Annotated in this window: 18 protein-coding genes and 1 pseudogene; 14 read left to right on the top strand and 5 right to left on the bottom strand. The window is 56.2% G+C overall.

The genetic code is table 11. From position 1 onward, the window contains the following. Nucleotides 1–123: 123 nt before the first annotated feature. A complete protein-coding gene (locus tag HMPREF3178_RS28345; RefSeq protein ID WP_004101129.1) occupies nucleotides 124–759 on the bottom strand; it encodes a TetR/AcrR family transcriptional regulator in 636 nt (211 codons plus the stop codon). Nucleotides 760–1,008: 249 nt separating this feature from the next. Between HMPREF3178_RS28345 and bhsA the strand changes: the two genes are divergently transcribed. After that, nucleotides 1,009–1,266 (top strand): multiple stress resistance protein BhsA, encoded by a 258-nt coding sequence (gene bhsA, locus HMPREF3178_RS28340; protein ID WP_004131427.1) that lies wholly within the window; start codon nucleotides 1,009–1,011, stop codon nucleotides 1,264–1,266. A gap of 220 nt (nucleotides 1,267–1,486) precedes the next feature. Here the strand turns inward: bhsA and ldtC are convergent, their stop codons facing one another. Together ldtC and mfd are read right to left on the bottom strand one after the other, a co-directional pair. Then, entirely contained in the window at nucleotides 1,487–2,446 is a 960-nt protein-coding gene (gene ldtC, locus HMPREF3178_RS28335; protein ID WP_004112192.1) for a L,D-transpeptidase LdtC, read from the bottom strand. Between the two features lie 164 nt (nucleotides 2,447–2,610). After that, on the bottom strand, nucleotides 2,611–6,057 hold the full coding sequence (mfd, locus tag HMPREF3178_RS28330) for a transcription-repair coupling factor (RefSeq protein ID WP_017146119.1): 3,447 nt from the start codon (nucleotides 6,055–6,057) through the stop codon (nucleotides 2,611–2,613). A 39-nt stretch (nucleotides 6,058–6,096) separates the two neighbouring features. On the opposite strand from mfd, the pseudogene HMPREF3178_RS31990 reads away from it, so the two are divergent. The 7 genes and pseudogenes from HMPREF3178_RS31990 to HMPREF3178_RS28300 all read left to right on the top strand — a co-directional run. Next, nucleotides 6,097–6,177: pseudogene (locus HMPREF3178_RS31990) on the top strand (hypothetical protein); the annotation flags it as partial. 192 nt (nucleotides 6,178–6,369) lie between these two features. Beyond that, entirely contained in the window at nucleotides 6,370–7,569 is a 1,200-nt protein-coding gene (gene lolC, locus HMPREF3178_RS28325) for a lipoprotein-releasing ABC transporter permease subunit LolC (protein ID WP_017146117.1), read from the top strand. Beyond that, complete coding sequence (gene lolD / locus HMPREF3178_RS28320; RefSeq protein ID WP_017146116.1) at nucleotides 7,562–8,263, top strand: lipoprotein-releasing ABC transporter ATP-binding protein LolD; 702 nt, start codon at nucleotides 7,562–7,564, stop codon at nucleotides 8,261–8,263. Before lolC ends, lolD begins: the two co-directional genes overlap by 8 nt. Further along, nucleotides 8,263–9,507, top strand: coding sequence for a lipoprotein-releasing ABC transporter permease subunit LolE (lolE, locus tag HMPREF3178_RS28315; RefSeq protein WP_016807634.1), 1,245 nt, complete (start codon nucleotides 8,263–8,265; stop codon nucleotides 9,505–9,507). The genes lolD and lolE overlap by 1 nt, the downstream gene beginning before the upstream one ends. 48 nt (nucleotides 9,508–9,555) lie before the next feature. Beyond that, nucleotides 9,556–10,467: an N-acetylglucosamine kinase gene (gene nagK, locus HMPREF3178_RS28310; RefSeq protein ID WP_004101137.1), complete on the top strand. Its 912-nt coding sequence runs from the start codon at nucleotides 9,556–9,558 to the stop codon at nucleotides 10,465–10,467. Between the two features lie 14 nt (nucleotides 10,468–10,481). Further along, entirely contained in the window at nucleotides 10,482–11,312 is an 831-nt protein-coding gene (gene cobB / locus HMPREF3178_RS28305) for a Sir2 family NAD+-dependent deacetylase (protein ID WP_004101139.1), read from the top strand. A 43-nt stretch (nucleotides 11,313–11,355) separates the two neighbouring features. Then, on the top strand, nucleotides 11,356–11,667 hold the full coding sequence (locus HMPREF3178_RS28300; RefSeq protein ID WP_017146115.1) for a hypothetical protein: 312 nt from the start codon (nucleotides 11,356–11,358) through the stop codon (nucleotides 11,665–11,667). 89 nt (nucleotides 11,668–11,756) lie between these two features. Here HMPREF3178_RS28300 and HMPREF3178_RS28295 read toward each other — a convergent pair whose 3' ends face one another. After that, a complete protein-coding gene (locus HMPREF3178_RS28295) occupies nucleotides 11,757–12,719 on the bottom strand; it encodes a sugar-binding transcriptional regulator (protein WP_004101147.1) in 963 nt (320 codons plus the stop codon). Nucleotides 12,720–12,760: 41 nt separating this feature from the next. Further along, on the bottom strand, nucleotides 12,761–13,555 hold the full coding sequence (locus HMPREF3178_RS28290) for a triose-phosphate isomerase (protein WP_070585663.1): 795 nt from the start codon (nucleotides 13,553–13,555) through the stop codon (nucleotides 12,761–12,763). 241 nt (nucleotides 13,556–13,796) lie between these two features. Here HMPREF3178_RS28290 and pdxA point away from each other — a divergent pair, with 241 nt between their 5' ends. From pdxA to tal, 6 genes are all read left to right on the top strand, one after another. After that, nucleotides 13,797–14,804 (top strand): 4-hydroxythreonine-4-phosphate dehydrogenase PdxA, encoded by a 1,008-nt coding sequence (gene pdxA / locus HMPREF3178_RS28285; RefSeq protein ID WP_023320718.1) that lies wholly within the window; start codon nucleotides 13,797–13,799, stop codon nucleotides 14,802–14,804. 35 nt (nucleotides 14,805–14,839) lie between these two features. Beyond that, nucleotides 14,840–16,558 carry a four-carbon acid sugar kinase family protein gene (locus tag HMPREF3178_RS28280; protein WP_004101151.1) on the top strand — a complete coding sequence of 573 codons (1,719 nt, stop codon included), beginning with the start codon at nucleotides 14,840–14,842 and terminating at the stop codon, nucleotides 16,556–16,558. A gap of 92 nt (nucleotides 16,559–16,650) precedes the next feature. Next, nucleotides 16,651–17,670, top strand: a complete 1,020-nt coding sequence (locus tag HMPREF3178_RS28275) for a 2-keto-3-deoxygluconate permease (protein ID WP_004101158.1) — start codon at nucleotides 16,651–16,653, stop codon at nucleotides 17,668–17,670. Between the two features lies 1 nt (nucleotide 17,671). Further along, nucleotides 17,672–18,046 (top strand): PTS glucitol/sorbitol transporter subunit IIA, encoded by a 375-nt coding sequence (locus HMPREF3178_RS28270; RefSeq protein WP_016807640.1) that lies wholly within the window; start codon nucleotides 17,672–17,674, stop codon nucleotides 18,044–18,046. 28 nt (nucleotides 18,047–18,074) lie between these two features. Beyond that, complete coding sequence (gene rpiB, locus HMPREF3178_RS28265) at nucleotides 18,075–18,533, top strand: ribose 5-phosphate isomerase B (RefSeq protein ID WP_004101165.1); 459 nt, start codon at nucleotides 18,075–18,077, stop codon at nucleotides 18,531–18,533. A gap of 30 nt (nucleotides 18,534–18,563) precedes the next feature. Further along, entirely contained in the window at nucleotides 18,564–19,514 is a 951-nt protein-coding gene (gene tal / locus HMPREF3178_RS28260) for a transaldolase (protein ID WP_017146113.1), read from the top strand. The last annotated feature ends 103 nt before the right edge of the window (nucleotides 19,515–19,617 follow it).

Below are 19,617 nucleotides of genomic sequence, written 5' to 3'. Positions count from 1 at the left end.
CCGTATTGATTATTGTTATCAATATCATTCTCGAGAAAAAAACAAATAAACGACTGAAAACATGACGTAATGTGTGGGTAAGGCGGGGTGAAACCGGTGGTGCGCCCACCGGTAAAGGAGAAATTAGCGCTGAAGAACCTGGGGCCACAACCGCAGCGTGGTTTCGGCAATTTGCATGATTTTAGTGAAATCGGCGCCTTCGCGGGCGCTGATGGACATCCCCTGCAGTATACAGTTCAGGAACTGCGCCAGCTGATGAACATCGCCGTCTGGCGGCAGTTCGCCGCGCAGCTGCCGCTGCTGGAGAAAATGAGTGAGCGTCTGTTCCTGCATCGCGTGCCGCGACTTCACGGTATTGGCGATATCGGTTGAGGAGGCCGCCAGCGCCGCAGAGGTATTGATCATAAAACAGCCTGCTGGCGTCTCTTTGCTGGTGAAGCAGGTCGCGACGGCGGTGAAATAATCGCGCAAGGCCCGATCGACGGTTTTCTCGTCGTCAAACAAAAGCGCCTCATGCCTGGCGGCAAAACGCGAGATGTAGCGATCCAGCACCGCCCGAAACAACCCCTCTTTATTCACGAATTCGGCATAAAGCGTTGGCGCTTTTGCGCCCGTCGCTTCGACCAGATCGGCGAGAGAGGTGGCTTCATAGCCGTGCTGCCAGAAGAGTGTCATGGCCTTATCCAGCGCCGCTTCCCTGTCGAACACTTTAGGTCGGCCACGGCTTTTTTTCGTGCAACTTTGAACGTCAGTTGTCATGGTGCCGCTGTACCTGTGTTGGTGTGTTGAAGAAGCATTATAAAAATAAAGCTGATGGGCTGCCAGCGATGCAGGCCTAAAAATAAATAATTCATATATGTATGAATTTTAAGCTGTTTGTAAATAGTTAAACGAACGTTATAAAAATAGTTTGACGTGTGATGTGGATCACATTATTATTTACCTATCGATCGTTAAGTAAATGCGTTCGTCCCTACAAAAATATTCATCTGCACAGGTTTAATAATCATGAAAAATGTTAAAACATTAGCCATCGCCGCTGTTCTCAGCTCGCTCTCTTTCGCCAGCTTTGCCGCTGTTGAAGTTCAATCCACTCCGGCAGGCCAGCATAAAATCGGTACCGTTTCCGCCTCTGCTGGTACCAACCTGGGTTCTCTGGAAGATCAGCTGGCGCAAAAAGCGGAAGAGATGGGTGCAACCTCTTACCGTATCACTTCAGTAACCGGTCCAAATACCCTTCACGGAACCGCGGTTATCTATAAGTAATTTAGCACCACCCCTGTTTTGCCACTGACCACGCGCGGTTCTGACCCCCTTCAGTTGACCGCGCGAAGTAAGAAGTAAGTTATTCCCTGCTGAGACGCGGCGCCCACCCCTTTATGGCGCCGCGAAACGCAGTAAAGCTGTACTCTGTTTGATTATTGCCATAAAAAAACCGCCTCAGTGTGAACTGAAGGCGGTTTTTTTACGTCCGTTAGCGGATGAACTATAGCGACTGTTCGCTGGCCCGGGGGTGACGGGTCACATCAACCGGCATACCGGAGCGCAGCATCATTGCACGTTCCATCACTTCGGTATCGGTCAACTGCGCCTGTTTGAAAGCCTGCATGCTGTCAGTGAGCGTAATCGGCAGGGTCTGCGGATCGTCGTCAATATGCTTTGACAGCGGCTGGTGCACTTCTACCAGACGGGTACCGTTCGGCTCAACGGATACCTTAATGGGCGTATTGATTATCGTCACTCGGGTGCCCGGGCTAATTTCATTGTACAACGCTTTGATATCATCATCGCGCAGACGAATACAGCCGGAGCTTACGCGCATGCCGATACCGAAATCGGCGTTGGTGCCGTGTAGCAGGTAGACGCCGCCGTACGCTGCCAGACGAATGGCGTGGTGGCCCATCGGGTTATCCGGCCCGGCGGGCATGACGGCAGGCAGGTCAATGCCCATCGCCTTATAGCGGGCGCGAATATTGGCCGTAGGCGTCCAGGTCGGGTTGGCGCGTTTGTCGGATACGGTGGTGACCATCGTTGGGGTGATGGTATCACCGCCGAGCTGGCCGATGCCGATAGGGTACACGGTCACTTCATTTTTGCCCGGCGGATAGTAATAGAGACGAAGTTCGGCCAGGTTAAGGACTAACCCTTCCCGCGTCGCGTCGGGCAACAGCGTTTGCAGCGGGATGGTCAGTACGCTACCGGCTCGCGGAACGTAAGGATCCACGCCGGGGTTCGCCTGAAGCAGGGCCAGAAAACCGACGTTGTACTTCTTAGCGATCGCTTCCAGCGAGCCGCCATTATTCTCGACCACGTGGAACTGGTTCTGCCCGACCAGACGGCTGCCCGGAGGCGGCAGGGGCCAGGTATTGGCGCGAGCGGGCAGCGCCAGCGCGGCGGCGATAGCCATCATCCCCAGCCAGAAAGAAAGTCGCGAAAAGCTCTTCATCACCTTAATTCCATATCAAGTAAGTGGTTATTTTTATACGAAAAGTCCCTGAGATTATGGTCGAACGAGTGTGTGGAAGTGCAGAGGGATTGCAAAATGTTTGTAAATTTTGCCGAATATGAGGGGGCCGGGATACGACGCGCGGATCGTATCCCGGGGCACCGTTAAGCGGTGGCGTTCTCTTCCAGCTGAAGCATAAACTGGCGCACCCAGTCCATCCGCGTTTTACGCTCGGCGAGGTCCTGCGTAAATTTGAGGCGCGTCGGGCCATCCAGTCGATAGTGCTGCGGCTGCTTCTGCAGCAGGCCAATCAGCCACATCGGATTAACGTTATTCTTCTCGTTAAACTCAATGGTGCCGCCTTTTTCGTTGCTCTCAAGCTTGCGGATCCCCAGCTTCTGCGCCTGCTGGCGCAGCCGGGCGATATCGAGCAGATTGCGGGCCGGATCCGGCAGCAGGCCAAAGCGATCGATAAGTTCGACTTTGATCTCCTCCAGCTCATTCTCACTCTTCGCGCTGGCAATGCGTTTGTAGAACGACAGGCGAGTATTCACATCCGGGATAAAGTCGTCTGGCAGCAGCGACGGCATCCGTAGCTCAACTTCGGTTTGCTGGCTGGTGAGATCTTCCAGCGAGGGCTCGCGCCCGGCCTTCAGCGCGTCAACGGCGTTTTCCAGTAGCTCCATATAGAGGGAGAAGCCGATGGTTTCCATAGAACCGCTCTGATCTTCGCCCAGCAGCTCGCCCGCGCCGCGAATTTCGAGGTCATGGGTCGCCAGCGCAAAGCCAGCGCCGAGATCTTCCAGCGATGCAATAGCCTCAAGGCGTTTTTGCGCATCGGGGGTCATCGCTTTCGGATGCGGCGTCAGCAGCCAGGCATAGGCCTGATGGTGCGACCGGCCAACGCGTCCGCGTAGCTGATGCAGCTGAGCCAGGCCGAAGTGATCGGCACGCTCAATAATAATGGTGTTCGCCGTGGGTATGTCGATCCCGGTTTCGATAATGGTGGTACAGACCAGCACGTTAAAACGCTGGTGATGGAAATCGTTCATCACCCGCTCGAGCTCGCGCTCGCGCATCTGTCCATGACCGATGGTAATGCGCGCTTCCGGCACCAGCTCCGCCAGCCTCTCGGCGGCTTTCTGGATGTTTTCCACGTCATTATAGAGGTAGTAAACCTGGCCGCCGCGCAGCACCTCACGCAGGATCGCCTCGCGTACCACCAGCGCGTCATATTCGCGCACGAAGGTTTTGACCGCCAGACGGCGGGCGGGCGGCGTGGCGATGATCGAAAGATCGCGCATACCGCTCATCGCCATATTCAGCGTGCGCGGAATAGGCGTCGCGGTCAGGGTCAGGATATCGACGTCGGCGCGCATTGCCTTGATGCGCTCTTTGTGACGCACGCCAAAGCGGTGCTCTTCATCAACAATCAGGAGACCGAGATCGCGCAGCTTAACGTCCGGCTGCAGCAGTTTATGGGTGCCGATAAGAATATCGATTTTTCCTTCCGCGACTTGCTCAAGGATCTGCGCCTGCTCTTTGGCGCTGCGAAAGCGCGAAAGCATCTCAATACGCACCGGCCAGTTAGCAAAGCGATCGCGGAAGTTATCGAAGTGCTGCTGGGCGAGCAGGGTGGTTGGCACCAGCACCGCCACCTGCTTATGGTTTTCGACCGCCAGGAAAGCGGCGCGCATCGCCACTTCCGTTTTGCCGAAGCCAACATCGCCGCACACCAGACGGTCCATCGCCAGAGGCTGGCACATATCGCTCAGGACGGCGTTAATAGCCTGCGCCTGGTCGGGCGTGGTCTCGAACGGGAAGCTGTCGCAAAACAGCTGATACTGCTGTTTATCATGTTTAAACGCATAGCCGGCTTTCGCCGCGCGCTGGGCATAGATATCCAGCAGCTCGGCGGCCACGTCGCGCACTTTCTCGGCCGCTTTCTGCCGCGCTCGCGCCCAGACGTCGCCGCCCAGTTTATGCAGCGGCGCATTCTCTTCCGCCCCGCCCGCATAGCGGCTAATCAGATGCAGTGAGGATACCGGGACGTACAGTTTGGCGTCGTTGGCGTAGGTCAGCATCAGGTATTCGCCATTAATGCCGCCCGCTTCAAGGGTCGTCATTCCGGCATAGCGCCCAACTCCATGCTCAAGATGCACCACCGGCTGACCGATATGCAGCTCCGCCAGGTTACGAATCAACGTATCCGGATTGATGGTGCGGCGTGAATCCTGACGACGGCGGGCAACGCGCTCGCCCAGCAGGTCGCTTTCGCAAATCAGCGCCAGGTTGCGCTGGCTATCAATAAAGCCATGCTCGGCGGCGCCGATCATCAAATAGCGGCCGTTACCCGTCGCCTCTTCAAGACGCAAAATATGCTTTGGCGCGATCTTGATGCGGGCCAGCATTTCACCGAGTGCTTCGCGGCGTCCCTCGCTCTCAACCGAGAAAATCACCGGCCCGCTAAAGGATTCGAGGAATCGGCGCAGGTTATCCAGCGGCGCTTTGTTCTGCGCCTGAATCGCCAGCTCGGGTAATTTTTGATAGCCGAGATTGGTATTAGCGGCCTTCTCCGCCAGGCGTTCGGTTTTGAGCTGCACGCGCGGCCATTTTTTCAGCTCGCTGAACAGTTCATCGCTGCGCAGCCACAGCTGCTCCGGCGGCAAAAGCGGACGCATCGGATCAACGCCGCGATTTTCAAAGCGAGCGCGGGTTTCATTCTGGAAGCGTTCGGCGCTGGCTTCGAGATCGCCGGTGTTGACGATCAGCGTTTTCGCCGGGAAATAGCTGAACAGCGGCGGCAGCGGTTCGTTAAAGAACAGAGGCTGCCAGTATTCGATCCCCGCAGGCAGCGTGCCTTTACTGACCTGCTGATAAACATGCTCGGCGTCGCGCTTAACCTCGAAGCGGTCGCGCCACTGGCTGCGAAACAGCTCGATAGCGGCCTGGTCGGTCGGAAATTCGTGCGCCGGAAGCAGGTTGATACTGGCGACTTCCTCCAGCGTTCGCTGGCTGTCGACGTCGAACAGACGCAGGCTATCGATCTCATCATCAAAAAAATCGAGACGGTAGGGCTGCTCGCTGCCCATCGGGAACAGATCAAGCAATGCGCCGCGCGTGGCGTACTCGCCGTGCTCCATGACCTGATCGACGTGACGATAGCCGGCGCTATCCAGCTGCGAGCGCAGCGCATCCCGCGACAGCCGCTGGCCTTTTTTCATCACCAGCGCGTGGCCGTGGAGGAAATTATGCGGACAGACGCGCTGCATGAGAGTGCTGACCGGGACGATCAGCACGCCGCGTTCCATGGTCGGGAGCTGGTACAGGGTGGCGAGACGTGAAGAGATAATATCCTGGTGCGGAGAGAAGCTATCGTAGGGGAGCGTTTCCCAGTCCGCCAGGCCTGCTACCATGCTGTCGGTAAACTGCCTGATTTCATCATTCAGACGCAGGGCGTTCTGCATATCGGGGGCTATCAGTACCACCGGGCCGCCGTGGCGCTCGGCCATTTCAGCCACCAGAGTGGCGCAGGCCGCGCCGGTCAGTTCGCCAAGCTGGCGCTGATCGCCGGCTTTAACCGGCAGAGAGTATCGGTATTGTTCAGGCATAGACGGTATCATGATCTCTTGAGGATTCGCTCTGCCGATATGGAGGGCAACTCGCTGATATTCAATAGTCTGATTATCAGCGATCGACCAGGATTCGCCAACCCGTATCGCAAATGTCATGTTACGGACGAAAATGTAACGAACTCCGATAAGCGTAAAGTTAAATAACGACTTATGTTTCTATGTTGTTGTTTATATTGATTTTTTACTGATTTTGCCAATAAAATCTACAGGTTTCAGTCATTTACGCTGCTCATAATCGCTTATATACTCGGACATCGGACATCGGCTATCAGCAATCAGATGGATTACATGTATCAACCTGCCGCACTTTTTATCGGCCTTCGCTATATGCGCGGGCGCGCAGCCGACCGCTTCGGTCGTTTCGTCTCCTGGCTTTCCACTATTGGCATTACGCTTGGCGTGATGGCGCTGGTGACCGTTCTTTCGGTGATGAACGGCTTTGAGCGCGAGCTGCAAAACAACATCCTGGGGCTGATGCCGCAGGCCATTCTCAGCGCACAGCAGGGGTCTATAAACCCGCAAAAACTGCCGGAAAGCACAGCCAGACTACAGGGCGTCACCCGCGTGGCGCCGCTGACCACCGGCGATGTGGTGCTGCAAAGCGCCCGCAGCGTAGCGGTTGGCGTGATGCTCGGCATCGACCCGGCGCAAAAAGATCCATTGACCCCTTATCTGGTTAACGTGAAGCAGAGCGATCTGCAGGCCGGAAAATATAACGTCATCCTGGGTGAGCAGTTGGCAGGGCAGTTGGGGGTCAACCGCGGCGATCGGATCCGCGTGATGGTGCCTTCCGCCAGCCAGTTTACCCCGATGGGGCGGCTTCCCAGCCAGCGCCTGTTCAACGTGATCGGTACCTTTGCCGCCAGCAGCGAAGTCGATGGCTATCAGATGTTGACCAATATCGACGATGCTTCTCGCCTGATGCGTTACCCCCAGGGGAACATTACCGGCTGGCGTCTGTGGCTGAATCAGCCTCTGCAGGTCGACACGCTCAGCCAGCAGAAACTGCCGGAAGGCACCAAATGGCAGGACTGGCGAGAGCGAAAAGGCGAACTGTTCCAGGCCGTGCGGATGGAAAAAAATATGATGGGCCTGCTGCTGAGCCTGATTATCGCCGTGGCCGCCTTTAACATCATTACTTCTCTGGGCATGATGGTGATGGAAAAACAGGGTGAAGTGGCGATCCTGCAGACCCTCGGCCTGACGCCGCGGCAGATCATGCTGGTATTTATGGTCCAGGGGGCCAGCGCCGGGATCGTCGGTGCGCTGCTCGGCGCCGGGCTGGGCGCGCTGCTTGCCAGCCAGCTCAATAATTTGATGCCGATTATCGGCGCGTTCCTCGACGGCGCCGCGCTGCCGGTGGCTATTGAGCCGCTGCAGGTCATCGTCATTGCCCTCGTGGCCATGGCGCTGGCATTACTCTCTACGTTGTATCCTTCATGGCGCGCTGCCGCCACTCAACCCGCTGAGGCTTTACGTTATGAATAAGATCCTGCTGCAATGCGACAACCTGTGCAAACGCTATCAGGAAGGCACCGTGCAAACCGACGTGTTGCACGATGTCAGCTTCAGCATTGAAGAGGGCGAGATGATGGCGATTGTCGGTACCTCCGGTTCCGGCAAAAGTACGCTGCTGCATCTGCTGGGCGGGCTGGACACGCCAACCTCCGGTGACGTTATCTTTTCCGGCCAGCCAATGAGCCGGCTCTCCGCCGCCGCCCGCGCCGATCTGCGCAATCGCGAACTGGGCTTTATCTATCAGTTTCACCATCTGCTGCCGGATTTCACTGCCCTGGAAAACGTAGCGATGCCGCTGCTGATTGGTAAACAGAAGGCGGCGGATATCGAGCGTCAGGCGAAAGCGATGCTGCGCTCCGTTGGGCTTGAGCACCGTAGCGATCACCGTCCGTCGGAGCTCTCCGGCGGCGAGCGTCAGCGCGTCGCGATTGCTCGTGCGCTGGTTAATAAACCGCGTCTGGTGCTGGCGGACGAACCCACCGGTAACCTTGACGCCCGCAACGCCGACAGCATTTTTCAGCTGCTTGGCGAGCTGAACATCGCCCAGCGTACCGCCTTCCTGGTGGTGACGCACGACCTCCAGCTGGCAAAACGCATGAGCCGCCAGCTGGAGATGCGCGACGGGCGCCTGACAGCCGAACTCTCCCTGATGGGGGCTGAGTAATGGCTTCTCCGTTATCGTTATTAATTGCTCTGCGCTTTAGCCGTGGACGGCGGCGCGGTGGGATGGTGTCGCTGATTTCGGTTATTTCGACCATCGGTATCGCGCTGGGCGTGGCGGTGTTGATCGTTGGCCTGAGCGCGATGAACGGCTTCGAACGCGAGCTCAATAACCGCATTCTGGCGGTGGTCCCGCACGGTGAAATTGAGCCGGTAAACCAGCCGTGGAACAACTGGAACGAGGCGCTGGCGAAGGTTGAGAAGGTCAAAGGCATCGTTGCCGCGGCGCCTTATATTAACTTCACCGGGTTGGTGGAGAGCGGCAGCAACATGCGCGCAATTCAGGTGAAAGGCGTCGACCCGCAGCAGGAAAGTCGTCTCAGTTCGTTACCCAACTTTGTGCAGAACAATGCGTGGGCCAGCTTTAAAGCCGGCGAGCAGCAGGTGATCCTCGGTAAGGGCGTTGCCGATGCGCTGCACGTCAAGCAGGGCGACTGGGTGTCGATCATGATCCCTAACTCCGATGCCGAGCACCAGCTGCTGCAGCCAAAGCGCGTCAGGCTTCATGTTACCGGCATTTTGCAGCTCAGCGGCCAGCTCGATCATAGTTTTGCCATGATTCCCATGCAGGATGCGCAGCAGTACCTGGATATGGGCAGCAGCGTGACGGGGATCGCTATCAAAGTGACCGACGTGTTTCATGCCAATACGCTGGTACGCGATGCGGGCGAAGTGACCAACAGCTACGTTTACATCAAAAGCTGGATCGGTACCTACGGCTATATGTACCGGGATATTCAGATGATTCGCGCCATTATGTATCTGGCGATGGTGCTGGTGATTGGCGTGGCCTGCTTTAATATCGTCTCGACCCTGGTGATGGCGGTGAAAGATAAAAGCGGCGATATTGCGGTGCTGCGCACGCTTGGCGCAAAAGACGGGCTGATCCGCGCGATTTTCGTATGGTATGGTTTACTTGCCGGTTCGGTAGGTAGCCTGATTGGCGTGGCTATTGGCATTATCTGCGCATTTAAGCTGACCGCAATCATTAACGGTATTGAGGATCTGATCGGGCATAAATTCCTCTCCGGCGACATCTATTTTATTGACTTCCTGCCGTCTGAACTGCACTGGCTGGACGTCGTTTACGTGCTGGTGACGGCACTGTTGCTGAGTTTGCTGGCCAGCTGGTATCCCGCCCGCCGCGCCAGCCGCATTGACCCGGCGAGGGTGCTGAGTGGCCAGTAATTTATCGTCATGGTCGGCGTTGCCGATCGGTAAAGAGGAATGGCTGAAATGTACTATGGATTTGACATTGGCGGCAGCAAAATAGCGTTGGGCGTATTTGATAACGCGCGGCGGCTGCAGTGGGAAAAACGCGTCGCCACGCCAAAAGAGAGCTATGAAGATTTTTTGCAAGCGGTAGAAGCGCTGGTGGCGGAGGCCGACCAGCGCTTCGGCTGTCAGGGTTCGGTGGGCATCGGTATTCCCGGCATGCCGGAGACGGAAGACGGTACGCTATATGCCGCCAACGTCCCTGCCGCCAGCGGCAGACGGCTGCGGGCCGATCTGAGCGAGCGGCTGGGGCGCGATGTGCGGCTTGATAACGATGCCAACTGTTTTGCCCTCTCCGAAGCGTGGGACGACGAATTTACCCAATACCCGCTGGTGATGGGGATGATCCTCGGCACCGGCGTTGGCGGCGGGCTGGTGCTTAACGGTAAATCGATTACCGGGCATCGCTATATAACCGGCGAATTCGGCCATATCCGCCTGCCGGTGGATGCGCTGGAAGTCGTAGGGCGCGATTTCCCGCTTACGCGCTGCGGCTGCGGCCAACTGGGCTGCATTGAAAACTACCTTTCCGGACGCGGCTTTGCCTGGCTGTACCACCATTTTTACCAACAATCCTTAACCTCACCCGAGATCGTCGCGCTCTGGCAGCAGGGCGACGCGAAGGCGCGCGAGCACGTTGAGCGCTATCTCGATCTGCTGGCGGTGTGCCTGGGCAATATTTTAACGATTGTCGACCCGGATCTGCTGGTGTTGGGCGGGGGATTGTCTAACTTTACAGCAATAACCGAAGGGCTGGCGCAGCGCCTGCCGCGACATCTGCTCCCCGTTGCCAGCGTGCCGCGCATCGAACGCGCGCGTCATGGCGATGCGGGAGGTATGCGCGGTGCGGCCTTCCTTCATCTGACTCATTAACGACAGAGGTAGCTATGCAGTCGCGCCGCTTACATCGATTAAGCCGATTTCGCCGCAATAAGCGTCGGTTACGAGACCGTCTGCGTCAGCGGATTTTCTTCGGCGAAGATAAGGAGACACCTGAAACGATGGAAAAACCAAGAGTCGTGGTGCTAACCGGCGCGGGTATTTCGGCGGAGTCGGGAATTAAAACCTTCCGCGCCGCCGACGGCCTGTGGGAGGAGCATCGGGTAGAAGACGTCGCCACGCCGGAAGGGTTCGCCCGCGACCCGGCGCTGGTGCAGGCGTTTTACAACGATCGCCGTCGTCAGCTGCAAAGTCCGGACATTGCGCCCAATGCGGCGCATCAGGCGCTGGCGCGGCTGGAAGAGAGACTGGGTGACCATTTTCTACTGGTGACCCAGAATATCGATAATCTGCACGAGCGCGCGGGCAACCGTCGGGTGATCCATATGCACGGCGAGCTGCTGAAGGTGCGCTGTTCGTGGAGCGGCCAGGTGGTGGCGTGGACCGGTGATGTGACGACGGAAGATAAGTGTCACTGCTGCCAGTTTCCCGCGCCGCTGCGCCCGCACGTGGTGTGGTTCGGCGAGATGCCGCTGGATATGGATGAAATCTACCTGGCGCTGGCGGAGGCGGATATCTTTATCGCCATCGGTACTTCCGGGCACGTTTATCCGGCGGCAGGGTTTGTCCATGAAGCGCGGCTGCAGGGCGCCCACACGGTTGAGCTAAATCTCGAACCAAGCCAGGTAGGCAGCGAATTTGCCGAGAAACACTATGGCCCGGCAAGCGAAGAAGTGCCGCGCTTTGTGGAAAAGCTGCTGAAACAGCTGGCCGGGTAGACGCAACCTCACCAATACCGCGTTACGGAAAACAGGAGTGGCTATGGATAGCCCATTAGCACTATCTGCTGCGATATTTTTGGCCGCAGTGGGGGTTGGCCTGTGGAGTCAGTATGGCCTGCCTCGTCTTTCTGATAGCAGAAATATTCTGTTCATCCTCTCTCTTATTCTCGGCGTCGTATCCGCGGCTTCCTGCCTGTTTCATCTGCTGTATCTGCTGATTGAGGGCCAGAGCGCGCAGGGCGGTTCGGCGTGGTTCGGGCCGCTTATCGTGCTGGGCGCGTTGTGGAAGCCGCTGAAGTATATTGCGGGCAAGCTTGATGCTGTCTTAACGAAAAATCAGGGCAAGAAATAATCCCGGCTTTTGCCACCGCCCGGAAAAAGCGTACGGCAATCGCCTGGGCAGGCCGCTCATGAAATTCAGGACGCCTCGGCGCCCTTTATTCATAGCGCCTTCTGCATATTGATCACCGCCCGGGCATTAGATGCGCTGGTGGCCAGCACATCAATTACGCCGGTGCGCAGCGCGCCGAGGATCGCCGTTGCCTTGGTGCTTTCCGAAGCAATGGCGATCACGCACGGGATGGCGCGAAGCTGTTCAAGGCTCAGGCCGATAACCCGATCGTTCATCACCGTATCAACCGGTTTACCCTGAATATTGAAAAAACTATAGCCAGCGAGATCGCCCACTACGCCCTGTTCCTGGCGCGCAGTCGCAATTTCCTGCGGGGAGAACCAGCCGAGCTGCACCATAAAGCTATTTTCGTTCATATCGCCAAGGCCAATGATGGCTACATCCGCCTTGCTTGCCTGTTCGAGCGTGGCTTTAATCAGCCGGTTTTGCATAAACGCTGAGCGCAGTTCCGGCGTTTCGACATAGGCCGGGGCGTACAGCGTTTCGCTAAAACCGTTGAATTTACGCGCCAGGTTTCGACTGATGTGATCGGCATCGATCAGCTGGTTGTCGCGCTTGGTGCCGCCGATACCGCAAATAAAGCGACAGTTGCGCTCTGGAAAGATCCCCACGTGGTTGGCCACGGCGGCGACGTTGCGACCCTGCCCGACGGTCACGGTCATATCGCTTTTGAGGATCCCGGCGAGATAGTTGCTGACCAGCGCCGCGACCTGCTGGCGCTGTTCATCCTCGTCGTGATGGTCCAGGGCGATAAGCGCGCGCTTGATGCCGAAATGGGAGATAAACTGCTGCTCAATCTGGGAGCTGAAGACCGGGTGGTATTTCACGCTGATCTCGACAATCCCTTCGTGGCGAGCTTTTTTCAGCAACCGACCGACCTTAATGCGTGAGATCCCAAAGCGTTTTGCAATCTCTTCCTGGGTTTGCTCCTGATCGTAATAGGCCACGGCAATTTCTGTCAGCAGCGCATAATCTGAGTCTTGTTCAGTCATAGTTATCGCCTGGTGTTTCCATCTTTGATGTCTCCCTAATACTACTGCGCCTGAAGAATAAATTCCTCTGTAACGCGTTGAACAATGTCGCAATAGCCGTTGGCATCCCATGCCGCGCGGCCAATAAACAGTCCGTTAATGTCATCCTGCTGAAGCAGTTCTACGGCATTTTGCCGATTGACGCTACCGCCGTACAGCAGGGGAATGCGCCGTCCGATTTCTTCGCCGAAGGTCTCGCATAACGCCTGACGCAGCGCCCGGTGGATCTCTGCGGCCTGCTCCGGCGTCGCCGGCGTGCCGTGTTCGCCGATAGCCCATAGGGGCTCATAGGCAACCAGAGTGTGTAAAACCTGCTGTTCATTCAGGCCAGAAAGCGCGATTTTCATCTGCCTCACTACCGTTTCCCGTGAGACCTGCCAGCGTTTTTCATCGGCGCTGTCGCCGATACAGATCAGAGGTCGAAGCCCGTGACGCAGGGCGCGATGCACTTTTTGGTTAATGGCGGCGTCGGATTCATTGAACGCGCCGCGACGCTCGGAGTGACCAAGCTCGACCAGGGAGGCGCCGGTTTCAGCCAGCATGGCGGCGGAAATTTCACCGGTCCAGGCGCCGTTTTCCGCTTCATGCATATTCTGCGCGCCGGTCAGGCAGGGGATCTGATGCTGCTGTAGATACTGGCTGACGGGATAAATGGCGGTGAAAGGGGGAATAATAAACGGCTGGATTTTCGGATGCCTCACCTGCGGTAACCGCTGCGCCAGCGTTTCACAAAAGGCCATGGCTTGCGATAACGGTTTATTCATTTTCCAGCTGGTTCCTAACCAGATTTGTTCCATCTTGTTCTCCATAATAGGTAAATCAATAGCTTGTCGTGAAATGGCTTTCGCTTATGAGAGAGGTTGAACTTTTTATCACCCAATGAACATATGTTAGATCACATTTTTTATAAAATAAATCTATGGATTTTTTTATGTGATCTAAATCACCAATAACCTCTCAATCATCAGGTAATGTTTTGAGCATATGATTCACCATTGAACATATGAACAAGCCGAACTTCACTACGAGAGGTCCACGATGTCACAAGAGAAAAAGCCAGTTGTCGCACTTACCATTGGCGACCCTGCCGGGATTGGTCCGGAGATTTCAGTCGCGACGATGATGGAGAAAAGCGTCTACGACGAGTGCAAACCTTTTTTGATTGGCTCAGCGCCGATTATCGCCAGAGCAATGAAAATCATGGGCTGTGATTTTCCGATTAACAAAATTAGCCATCCGCAGGAAGCTCGCTTCAACTGGGGTACGGTGGACGTGCTGGAAACCGGTGAGTATGACTGCGAGAGCATTGAATGGGGCAAAGTGCAGAAGCTGGCGGGGCAGATGTCGCTGGACTATGTGCTGAAATCTATCGAACTGGGGAAAGCCGGCCTGATCGATGTGGTCTCTACCGCGCCGATTCATAAAGAAGCAATCAAGCTGGCGGGGTGTAAACTGCCGGGTCATACCGAGATCTATCAGGTTGAAACGCAATCCGATTATGGCCTGACCATGTTCCACGTTCATAACCTGCGGGTCTTCTTCGTGAGCCGTCATATGGCGCTTAAAGACGCCTGCGATTACGCCAATAAAGAGCGCGTTCTGGCCTGCGTGCAGCAGATCCACCATGAGTTTACCGCGCTGAATATCAAAAATCCGCGCATTGCGGTAGCCGCGCTGAATCCGCATGGTTCAGACAACGGCCTGTTTGGCCACGAAGAAGCCGATAACCTCATCCCGGCAGTCAAAGCGGCGCAGGAAATGGGGATTAACGCCATCGGCCCGGTGCCGGCAGATTCCGTCTTCCATCTGGGTAAACAGGGGCGCTATGACGCCATCCTCTCGCTTTATCACGATCAGGGGCATATCGCCTGTAAAACCCTCGATTTTGAGCGTTCCGTAACCATTACCTTTGGCCTGCCGTTTATGCGTAGCTCGGTAGACCACGGCACGGCGTTTGATATTGCCGGCACCGGTAAAGCGGGCACCGTCAGTATGCTGGAGTCCACGATGGCCGCGGTGAGCTACTGGAAAATGAAAAACCACTAATCGCTGAGGTTAATGCGAAGCAAAAGGGCAGAGAAATGGAAAAACATCTGTTAATTAGCAAAGGCTGTAAGGGCTGGGGCGGGCCGCTGACCATTAATATTAGCCAGGCGAAAAAGATTGCTTATATCACCGGGGGGATTTGTCCCCCGGTCGTTGAGCGCCTGAGCGAACTGACTGGCTGGCCTTCCGTCGACGTATTTAAAAACGGCGAGCCGCCGGAAGAGGAGATCGGCCTGATGGTTATCGACTGCGGCGGCACGCTACGCTGCGGTCTCTATCCCAAACGCGGTATTCCGACGATTAACCTCCATCCCACCGGTAAAAGTGGTCCGCTGGCGGAGTTTATTCATGAAGGGATCTACGTCTCCGGCGTGACGCCCGCCTGTATTGAAATGATCTGGCCGCAGGGGGAAGGCGGTAAGCTGGGGATCGTGGCCGACGATCTGACCGGTGCGACCACCGTCGGGGTGCTGCTGGCGCGTAGCGGGTTAAAAACCGCCGCGTTCTTCGATACTGAATCCTTCGCCCGCAATGAGGTGGAGTATCCGGCGATGGTCGTCAGCAGCGACAGCCGTCCTTTGCCGAAAGCGGAAGCCCAGCAGCAGGTCAGCGCCGCGGTGAAGCAGCTGCAGGCGCGCGGCGCGCACTACTTTACCAAGCGTATTGATACCACGCTGCGCGGCGGCATCGGCTTTGAAATTGATGCCATGCTGGAACAATTGCCGCTGGAAACGGTTGCCGTCGTCGTGCCGGCGATGCCGCAGTCGCGGCGTATTCTGGTTGGCGGCTATTCGGTAATTGACTCCGTCGCGCTTTCGCGAACCGATGTCGCACGCGATGTGCGTACTCCGGTTACCGAATCCTGGGTGCCGGGATTGCTGGCGGCGCAGACCCATCATCAGGTCGGGCATATCGCGCTGGCCTCGGTGATGAAAGGCGAGGAGCAACTGCAGCGGGATCTCCAGGAACAGCAGCAGCGCGGCGTGCGGGTGATCGTCGTCGATGCGATTACTGTTGACGATGTCGATGCGATTGCCGGGGCGGTGGTGGCGCTGAACTGGAACGTGCTGGCAGTCGACCCGGGGCCTTTTACCGAGCGGCTTGCGGTCCGTCGTGGCCTGATGCGGGAAGCGCGCAGCAGCGCGACAGCGTCGTCAGGGGCGGAAAACCCGCGCGGTTCGATTCTGGTGGTTGCCGGTAGCGCCACGCCGGTGACCAAAAAGCAGCTTCAGCATCTGATCGCTAATGATGAAAGAGTGTGTCACATCCCTGTTGATGCCGAACTGCTGGTTGACAGGAAAAACGCCGCTGAAATCGAAGTGAATCGCGTGGTGCAGCATGCCCGGCAGTGCGTGCCGGCGCAGCAGAACGCTATCTTCGTTTTTGAATCCGCGTTAACCGGGCGGCTGCTGAATCTTCAGGAAGAAGAGCAGCGCTTTGGGCTGGCCCACGGACAGGCTGCGGAAAATATTAACCAGGGACTGGGGAATATTGTTCGTGAAGTGCTTAACTGCGCAGCCGGAGAAATTAAAGGCCTGTATATGACCGGCGGCGATACGATGGTAAATGTTCTTAAAGAGCTTGGCGCGACCGGCATTGAAATGATCGACTACGTGATACCGCAAACCGATATGGTGCGTATTATCGGCGGCGATTATGCGGGATTGATTTGCGTCGGCAAAGGCGGTTTAACCGGACCAGAAGATATTATTAGCACGATTGTTGAAAGAATTTATAAAGAAGCGCAGCTATAACCCACAGGTCATATAAATAAAAAGCGACGTAATGGTCGTCCGGGTAGTATTGCGTCGTTATCTCTGTTAAATCATAATTTATGAGTTACCCTATGAACATAAATATATTAGAGAAGATGAATAAGGTGCCAGGCGGTTTAATTATTATTCCGTTGCTCGTGGCGATTCTTATTAATACCTTTGCTCCAGAAGTCCTGGGCATCGGCGGCCCGACGACCGCATTATTCAAAGTCGGTTCCAGCGCAATGATGGGGATTTTTCTGCTGATTTGTGGTACCTCGATCAATATCCGCCAGGCCGGCCTGCCGCTCTATAAAGGCGCGGTGCTGTTGTTGCTGAAATGCCTCGCCGGCGCGCTGGCCGTATGGGTGGCCGGGGCGATGTTTGGCCCCAACGGTTTCCTCGGTATTTCGACCCTGGCGCTGATTGCCTGTTTAACCAGCTCCAACAGCTCGCTGTATATCGCGCTGTGCAGCAACTACGGCGATGCCAGCGATGCCGGGGCGATCTCCGTCTTCTGCGTCAAGGATGGGCCCTTTGTTACCATGATGGTGCTGGGGGTCAGCGGCCTGGCCAATATTCCTTTCGCCGCGCTGCTATCGATGCTTATCCCGCTGCTGATTGGTATGCTGTGGGGCAACCTTGATGAGCGTTTCAAACAGCTGTGCGCCGCCGCTCAGCCGCTGATTATCATTATTATGTCGTTTGCCATCGGCGCCAATTCCAGCATTAACACGGTCTTTACCGCCGGACTGTCCGGGATCCTGCTTGGCATTATCTCTGCGCTAACCGGCATTGTGTTCTATTTTATCTACAACCTGTTCCTGAAGAAGAAAACCGCGCTGGGCGCCGCGCTGGGGACAACCGCCGCCAGCTCTGCGCTGACGCCGGCAATGGTGGCTCAGGCCGATCCCTCGCTGGCGATGTACGTGGATGCCGCGACCGCGCAGCTGGCGACGGCGAGCATCATCACCATGATTACCGCGCCGATACTGGTGGCCTGGTTTGATAAGCGTCTGAAAAAGCGCGCGCCGAGGGTTGAACCGGTAAAAGAAGAAACCAGTGAAGAGAAAGTGACGTTATCTTCGCCTGCCACCAAAGGGAACAAATAATATGACTGCGCCGTTGTATTCATTACTTATCACGGCTGTCGGGAAATATGTCAAAGACTATCTACAGGAGCATCAGCTGATTTTATTTTCTGAATCCGTTCCTGACGATATTGCGATGTATTGCGCCGTACATCAGAGCAGTGAGCTGACAGCTGAATTGGTACCCGGGCAGATAATGAAAATAAATGAGACTATTTATCGAGTCACGGCGGTAGGTGGTGTTGCAACGGCAAATTTAAAACAGCTTGGCCATATCACTTTAAAATTTGATGGCGCTGCCACCGCTGAATTACCGGGGATGGTGCATCTCAGTGGTGACGTCCCCCAGAATATTCAGCGTGGCGACCAAATCTTTTTCTATCCGGAACTAAATTAAGACGTACAGCTAAATTAAGGAAATTATCATGAAAACAATCGCTATTGGTGCGGATGATGCCGCCTATGCTTTTCGCGACGCTATCGTCGCTTATCTGAATGGGCAGGGAATTAAGGTCGCGGATTACAGCAGCGATAAACGCCAGGGCAGCATGGTCTACCCGGATGTTGCCCATGCGGTGGCAATGTCAATAAAGCAGGGCGAGCACGATCGCGGCATCCTGATTTGCGGCACCGGTATTGGAATGAGCATTGTGGCGAATAAAGTGCCGGGGATACGAGCCGCCCAATGCCACGATACTTTCTCCGCCGAGCGGGCGCGCAAAAGTAATAACGCGCAGATTATCACTCTTGGCGCGCGCGTGATTGGCCCGGAGCTGGGCAAAAAAATTATTCAGGCCTGGCTTGAATCCGAATATGAAGGCGGCGGCTCCGCGTCGAAAGTGGAGCGTATCGACTATTACGAACACCAGCACGCCAGAGATTAATATCCGCAGTCGTAATATAAGGAACAGACTATGAGCCAGTTAGACGAACTGAAAAAATACACCACGGTGGTTGCCGACACCGGCGATATCGAATCGATCAAAAAATTTGCCCCGCAGGATGCGACTACCAACCCTTCACTGGTGCTGAAGGCCGCGCAGCTCCCGCAGTATCAGGCGCTCATTGCCGACGCCATCGGCAAGGCGCGTCGGCAGGGCGGCAGCCCGGAAACGCAGCTGATAAACGCCTGCGATCAGGTGGCGGTGGATATCGGTACCGAGGTGCTGCGTCATGTGCCCGGGCGTATTTCTACCGAAGTCGATGCCCGTTTTGCCTGGGATCGCGGGATGTGCGTGTCGAAGGCGCGCAAGCTTATTCAGATGTATGAAAAGAACGGCGTCGGGCCGGAACGCATCCTCATCAAACTTGCCGCCACCTGGGAGGGGATTCGCGCCGCAGAGGAGCTGGAACAAAGCGGTATCAACTGTAACCTGACCCTGCTGTTCTCCTTTGCCCAGGCGCGGGCCTGCGCCGAAGCCGGCGTCTTTTTAATCTCGCCGTTCGTGGGGCGTATTTACGACTGGTATCAGAAAAACCAACCGCAGCCGGAGTATCAGGTCGACAGCGATCCGGGCGTGGTTTCCGTGCGCCAGATTTATCAGTACTACAAATCGCACGGCTACGACACCGTGGTGATGGGGGCCAGCTTCCGCCGTATCGAGCAGATCCAGGCGCTGGCAGGTTGCGATCGCCTGACTATCTCCCCGGCGCTGCTTGATGAGCTGGCCGCCAGTGAAGGGACGCTGAGTCGCCAGCTGGCGCCCGGCTGCGTGACGGAAACCCGCCCCAGCCCGATGACTCAGGCGGAGTTCCTCTGGCAACATCATCAGGATCCGATGGCGGTGGAAAAACTGGCGGAAGGTATCCGCCTGTTCGCGGTCGATCAGGTCAAACTGGAAAATCAGATTCAGCAGATGCTGTAAGGGCAGGAAAAGAGACTTATGAATACCACAAAAACCACCCGCAGCCTCTGCGCCAACGCGCTGCGAGCCCTGAGCATGGACGCAGTACAGAAAGCCAAATCCG

The sequence above is a fragment of the Klebsiella sp. HMSC09D12 genome, assembly GCF_001808475.1.
Lineage (GTDB): Bacteria > Pseudomonadota > Gammaproteobacteria > Enterobacterales > Enterobacteriaceae > Klebsiella > Klebsiella oxytoca.
Note: the sequence above shows the minus strand (reverse complement) of the source record. Positions and strands in the feature narration are given on the sequence as shown.

Bases quoted from the DNA above. Each gene is read 5' to 3' on its own strand.
- HMPREF3178_RS28345 (WP_004101129.1), bottom strand. From the start codon at position 759: ATGACAACTGACGTTCAAAGTTGCACGAAAAAAAGCCGTGGCCGACCT.
- bhsA (WP_004131427.1), top strand. From the start codon at position 1,009: ATGAAAAATGTTAAAACATTAGCCATCGCCGCTGTTCTCAGCTCGCTC.
- ldtC (WP_004112192.1), bottom strand. From the start codon at position 2,446: ATGAAGAGCTTTTCGCGACTTTCTTTCTGGCTGGGGATGATGGCTATC.
- mfd (WP_017146119.1), bottom strand. From the start codon at position 6,057: ATGCCTGAACAATACCGATACTCTCTGCCGGTTAAAGCCGGCGATCAG.
- lolC (WP_017146117.1), top strand. From the start codon at position 6,370: ATGTATCAACCTGCCGCACTTTTTATCGGCCTTCGCTATATGCGCGGG.
- lolD (WP_017146116.1), top strand. From the start codon at position 7,562: ATGAATAAGATCCTGCTGCAATGCGACAACCTGTGCAAACGCTATCAG.
- lolE (WP_016807634.1), top strand. From the start codon at position 8,263: ATGGCTTCTCCGTTATCGTTATTAATTGCTCTGCGCTTTAGCCGTGGA.
- nagK (WP_004101137.1), top strand. From the start codon at position 9,556: ATGTACTATGGATTTGACATTGGCGGCAGCAAAATAGCGTTGGGCGTA.
- cobB (WP_004101139.1), top strand. From the start codon at position 10,482: ATGCAGTCGCGCCGCTTACATCGATTAAGCCGATTTCGCCGCAATAAG.
- HMPREF3178_RS28300 (WP_017146115.1), top strand. From the start codon at position 11,356: ATGGATAGCCCATTAGCACTATCTGCTGCGATATTTTTGGCCGCAGTG.
- HMPREF3178_RS28295 (WP_004101147.1), bottom strand. From the start codon at position 12,719: ATGACTGAACAAGACTCAGATTATGCGCTGCTGACAGAAATTGCCGTG.
- HMPREF3178_RS28290 (WP_070585663.1), bottom strand. From the start codon at position 13,555: ATGGAACAAATCTGGTTAGGAACCAGCTGGAAAATGAATAAACCGTTA.
- pdxA (WP_023320718.1), top strand. From the start codon at position 13,797: ATGTCACAAGAGAAAAAGCCAGTTGTCGCACTTACCATTGGCGACCCT.
- HMPREF3178_RS28280 (WP_004101151.1), top strand. From the start codon at position 14,840: ATGGAAAAACATCTGTTAATTAGCAAAGGCTGTAAGGGCTGGGGCGGG.
- HMPREF3178_RS28275 (WP_004101158.1), top strand. From the start codon at position 16,651: ATGAACATAAATATATTAGAGAAGATGAATAAGGTGCCAGGCGGTTTA.
- HMPREF3178_RS28270 (WP_016807640.1), top strand. From the start codon at position 17,672: ATGACTGCGCCGTTGTATTCATTACTTATCACGGCTGTCGGGAAATAT.
- rpiB (WP_004101165.1), top strand. From the start codon at position 18,075: ATGAAAACAATCGCTATTGGTGCGGATGATGCCGCCTATGCTTTTCGC.
- tal (WP_017146113.1), top strand. From the start codon at position 18,564: ATGAGCCAGTTAGACGAACTGAAAAAATACACCACGGTGGTTGCCGAC.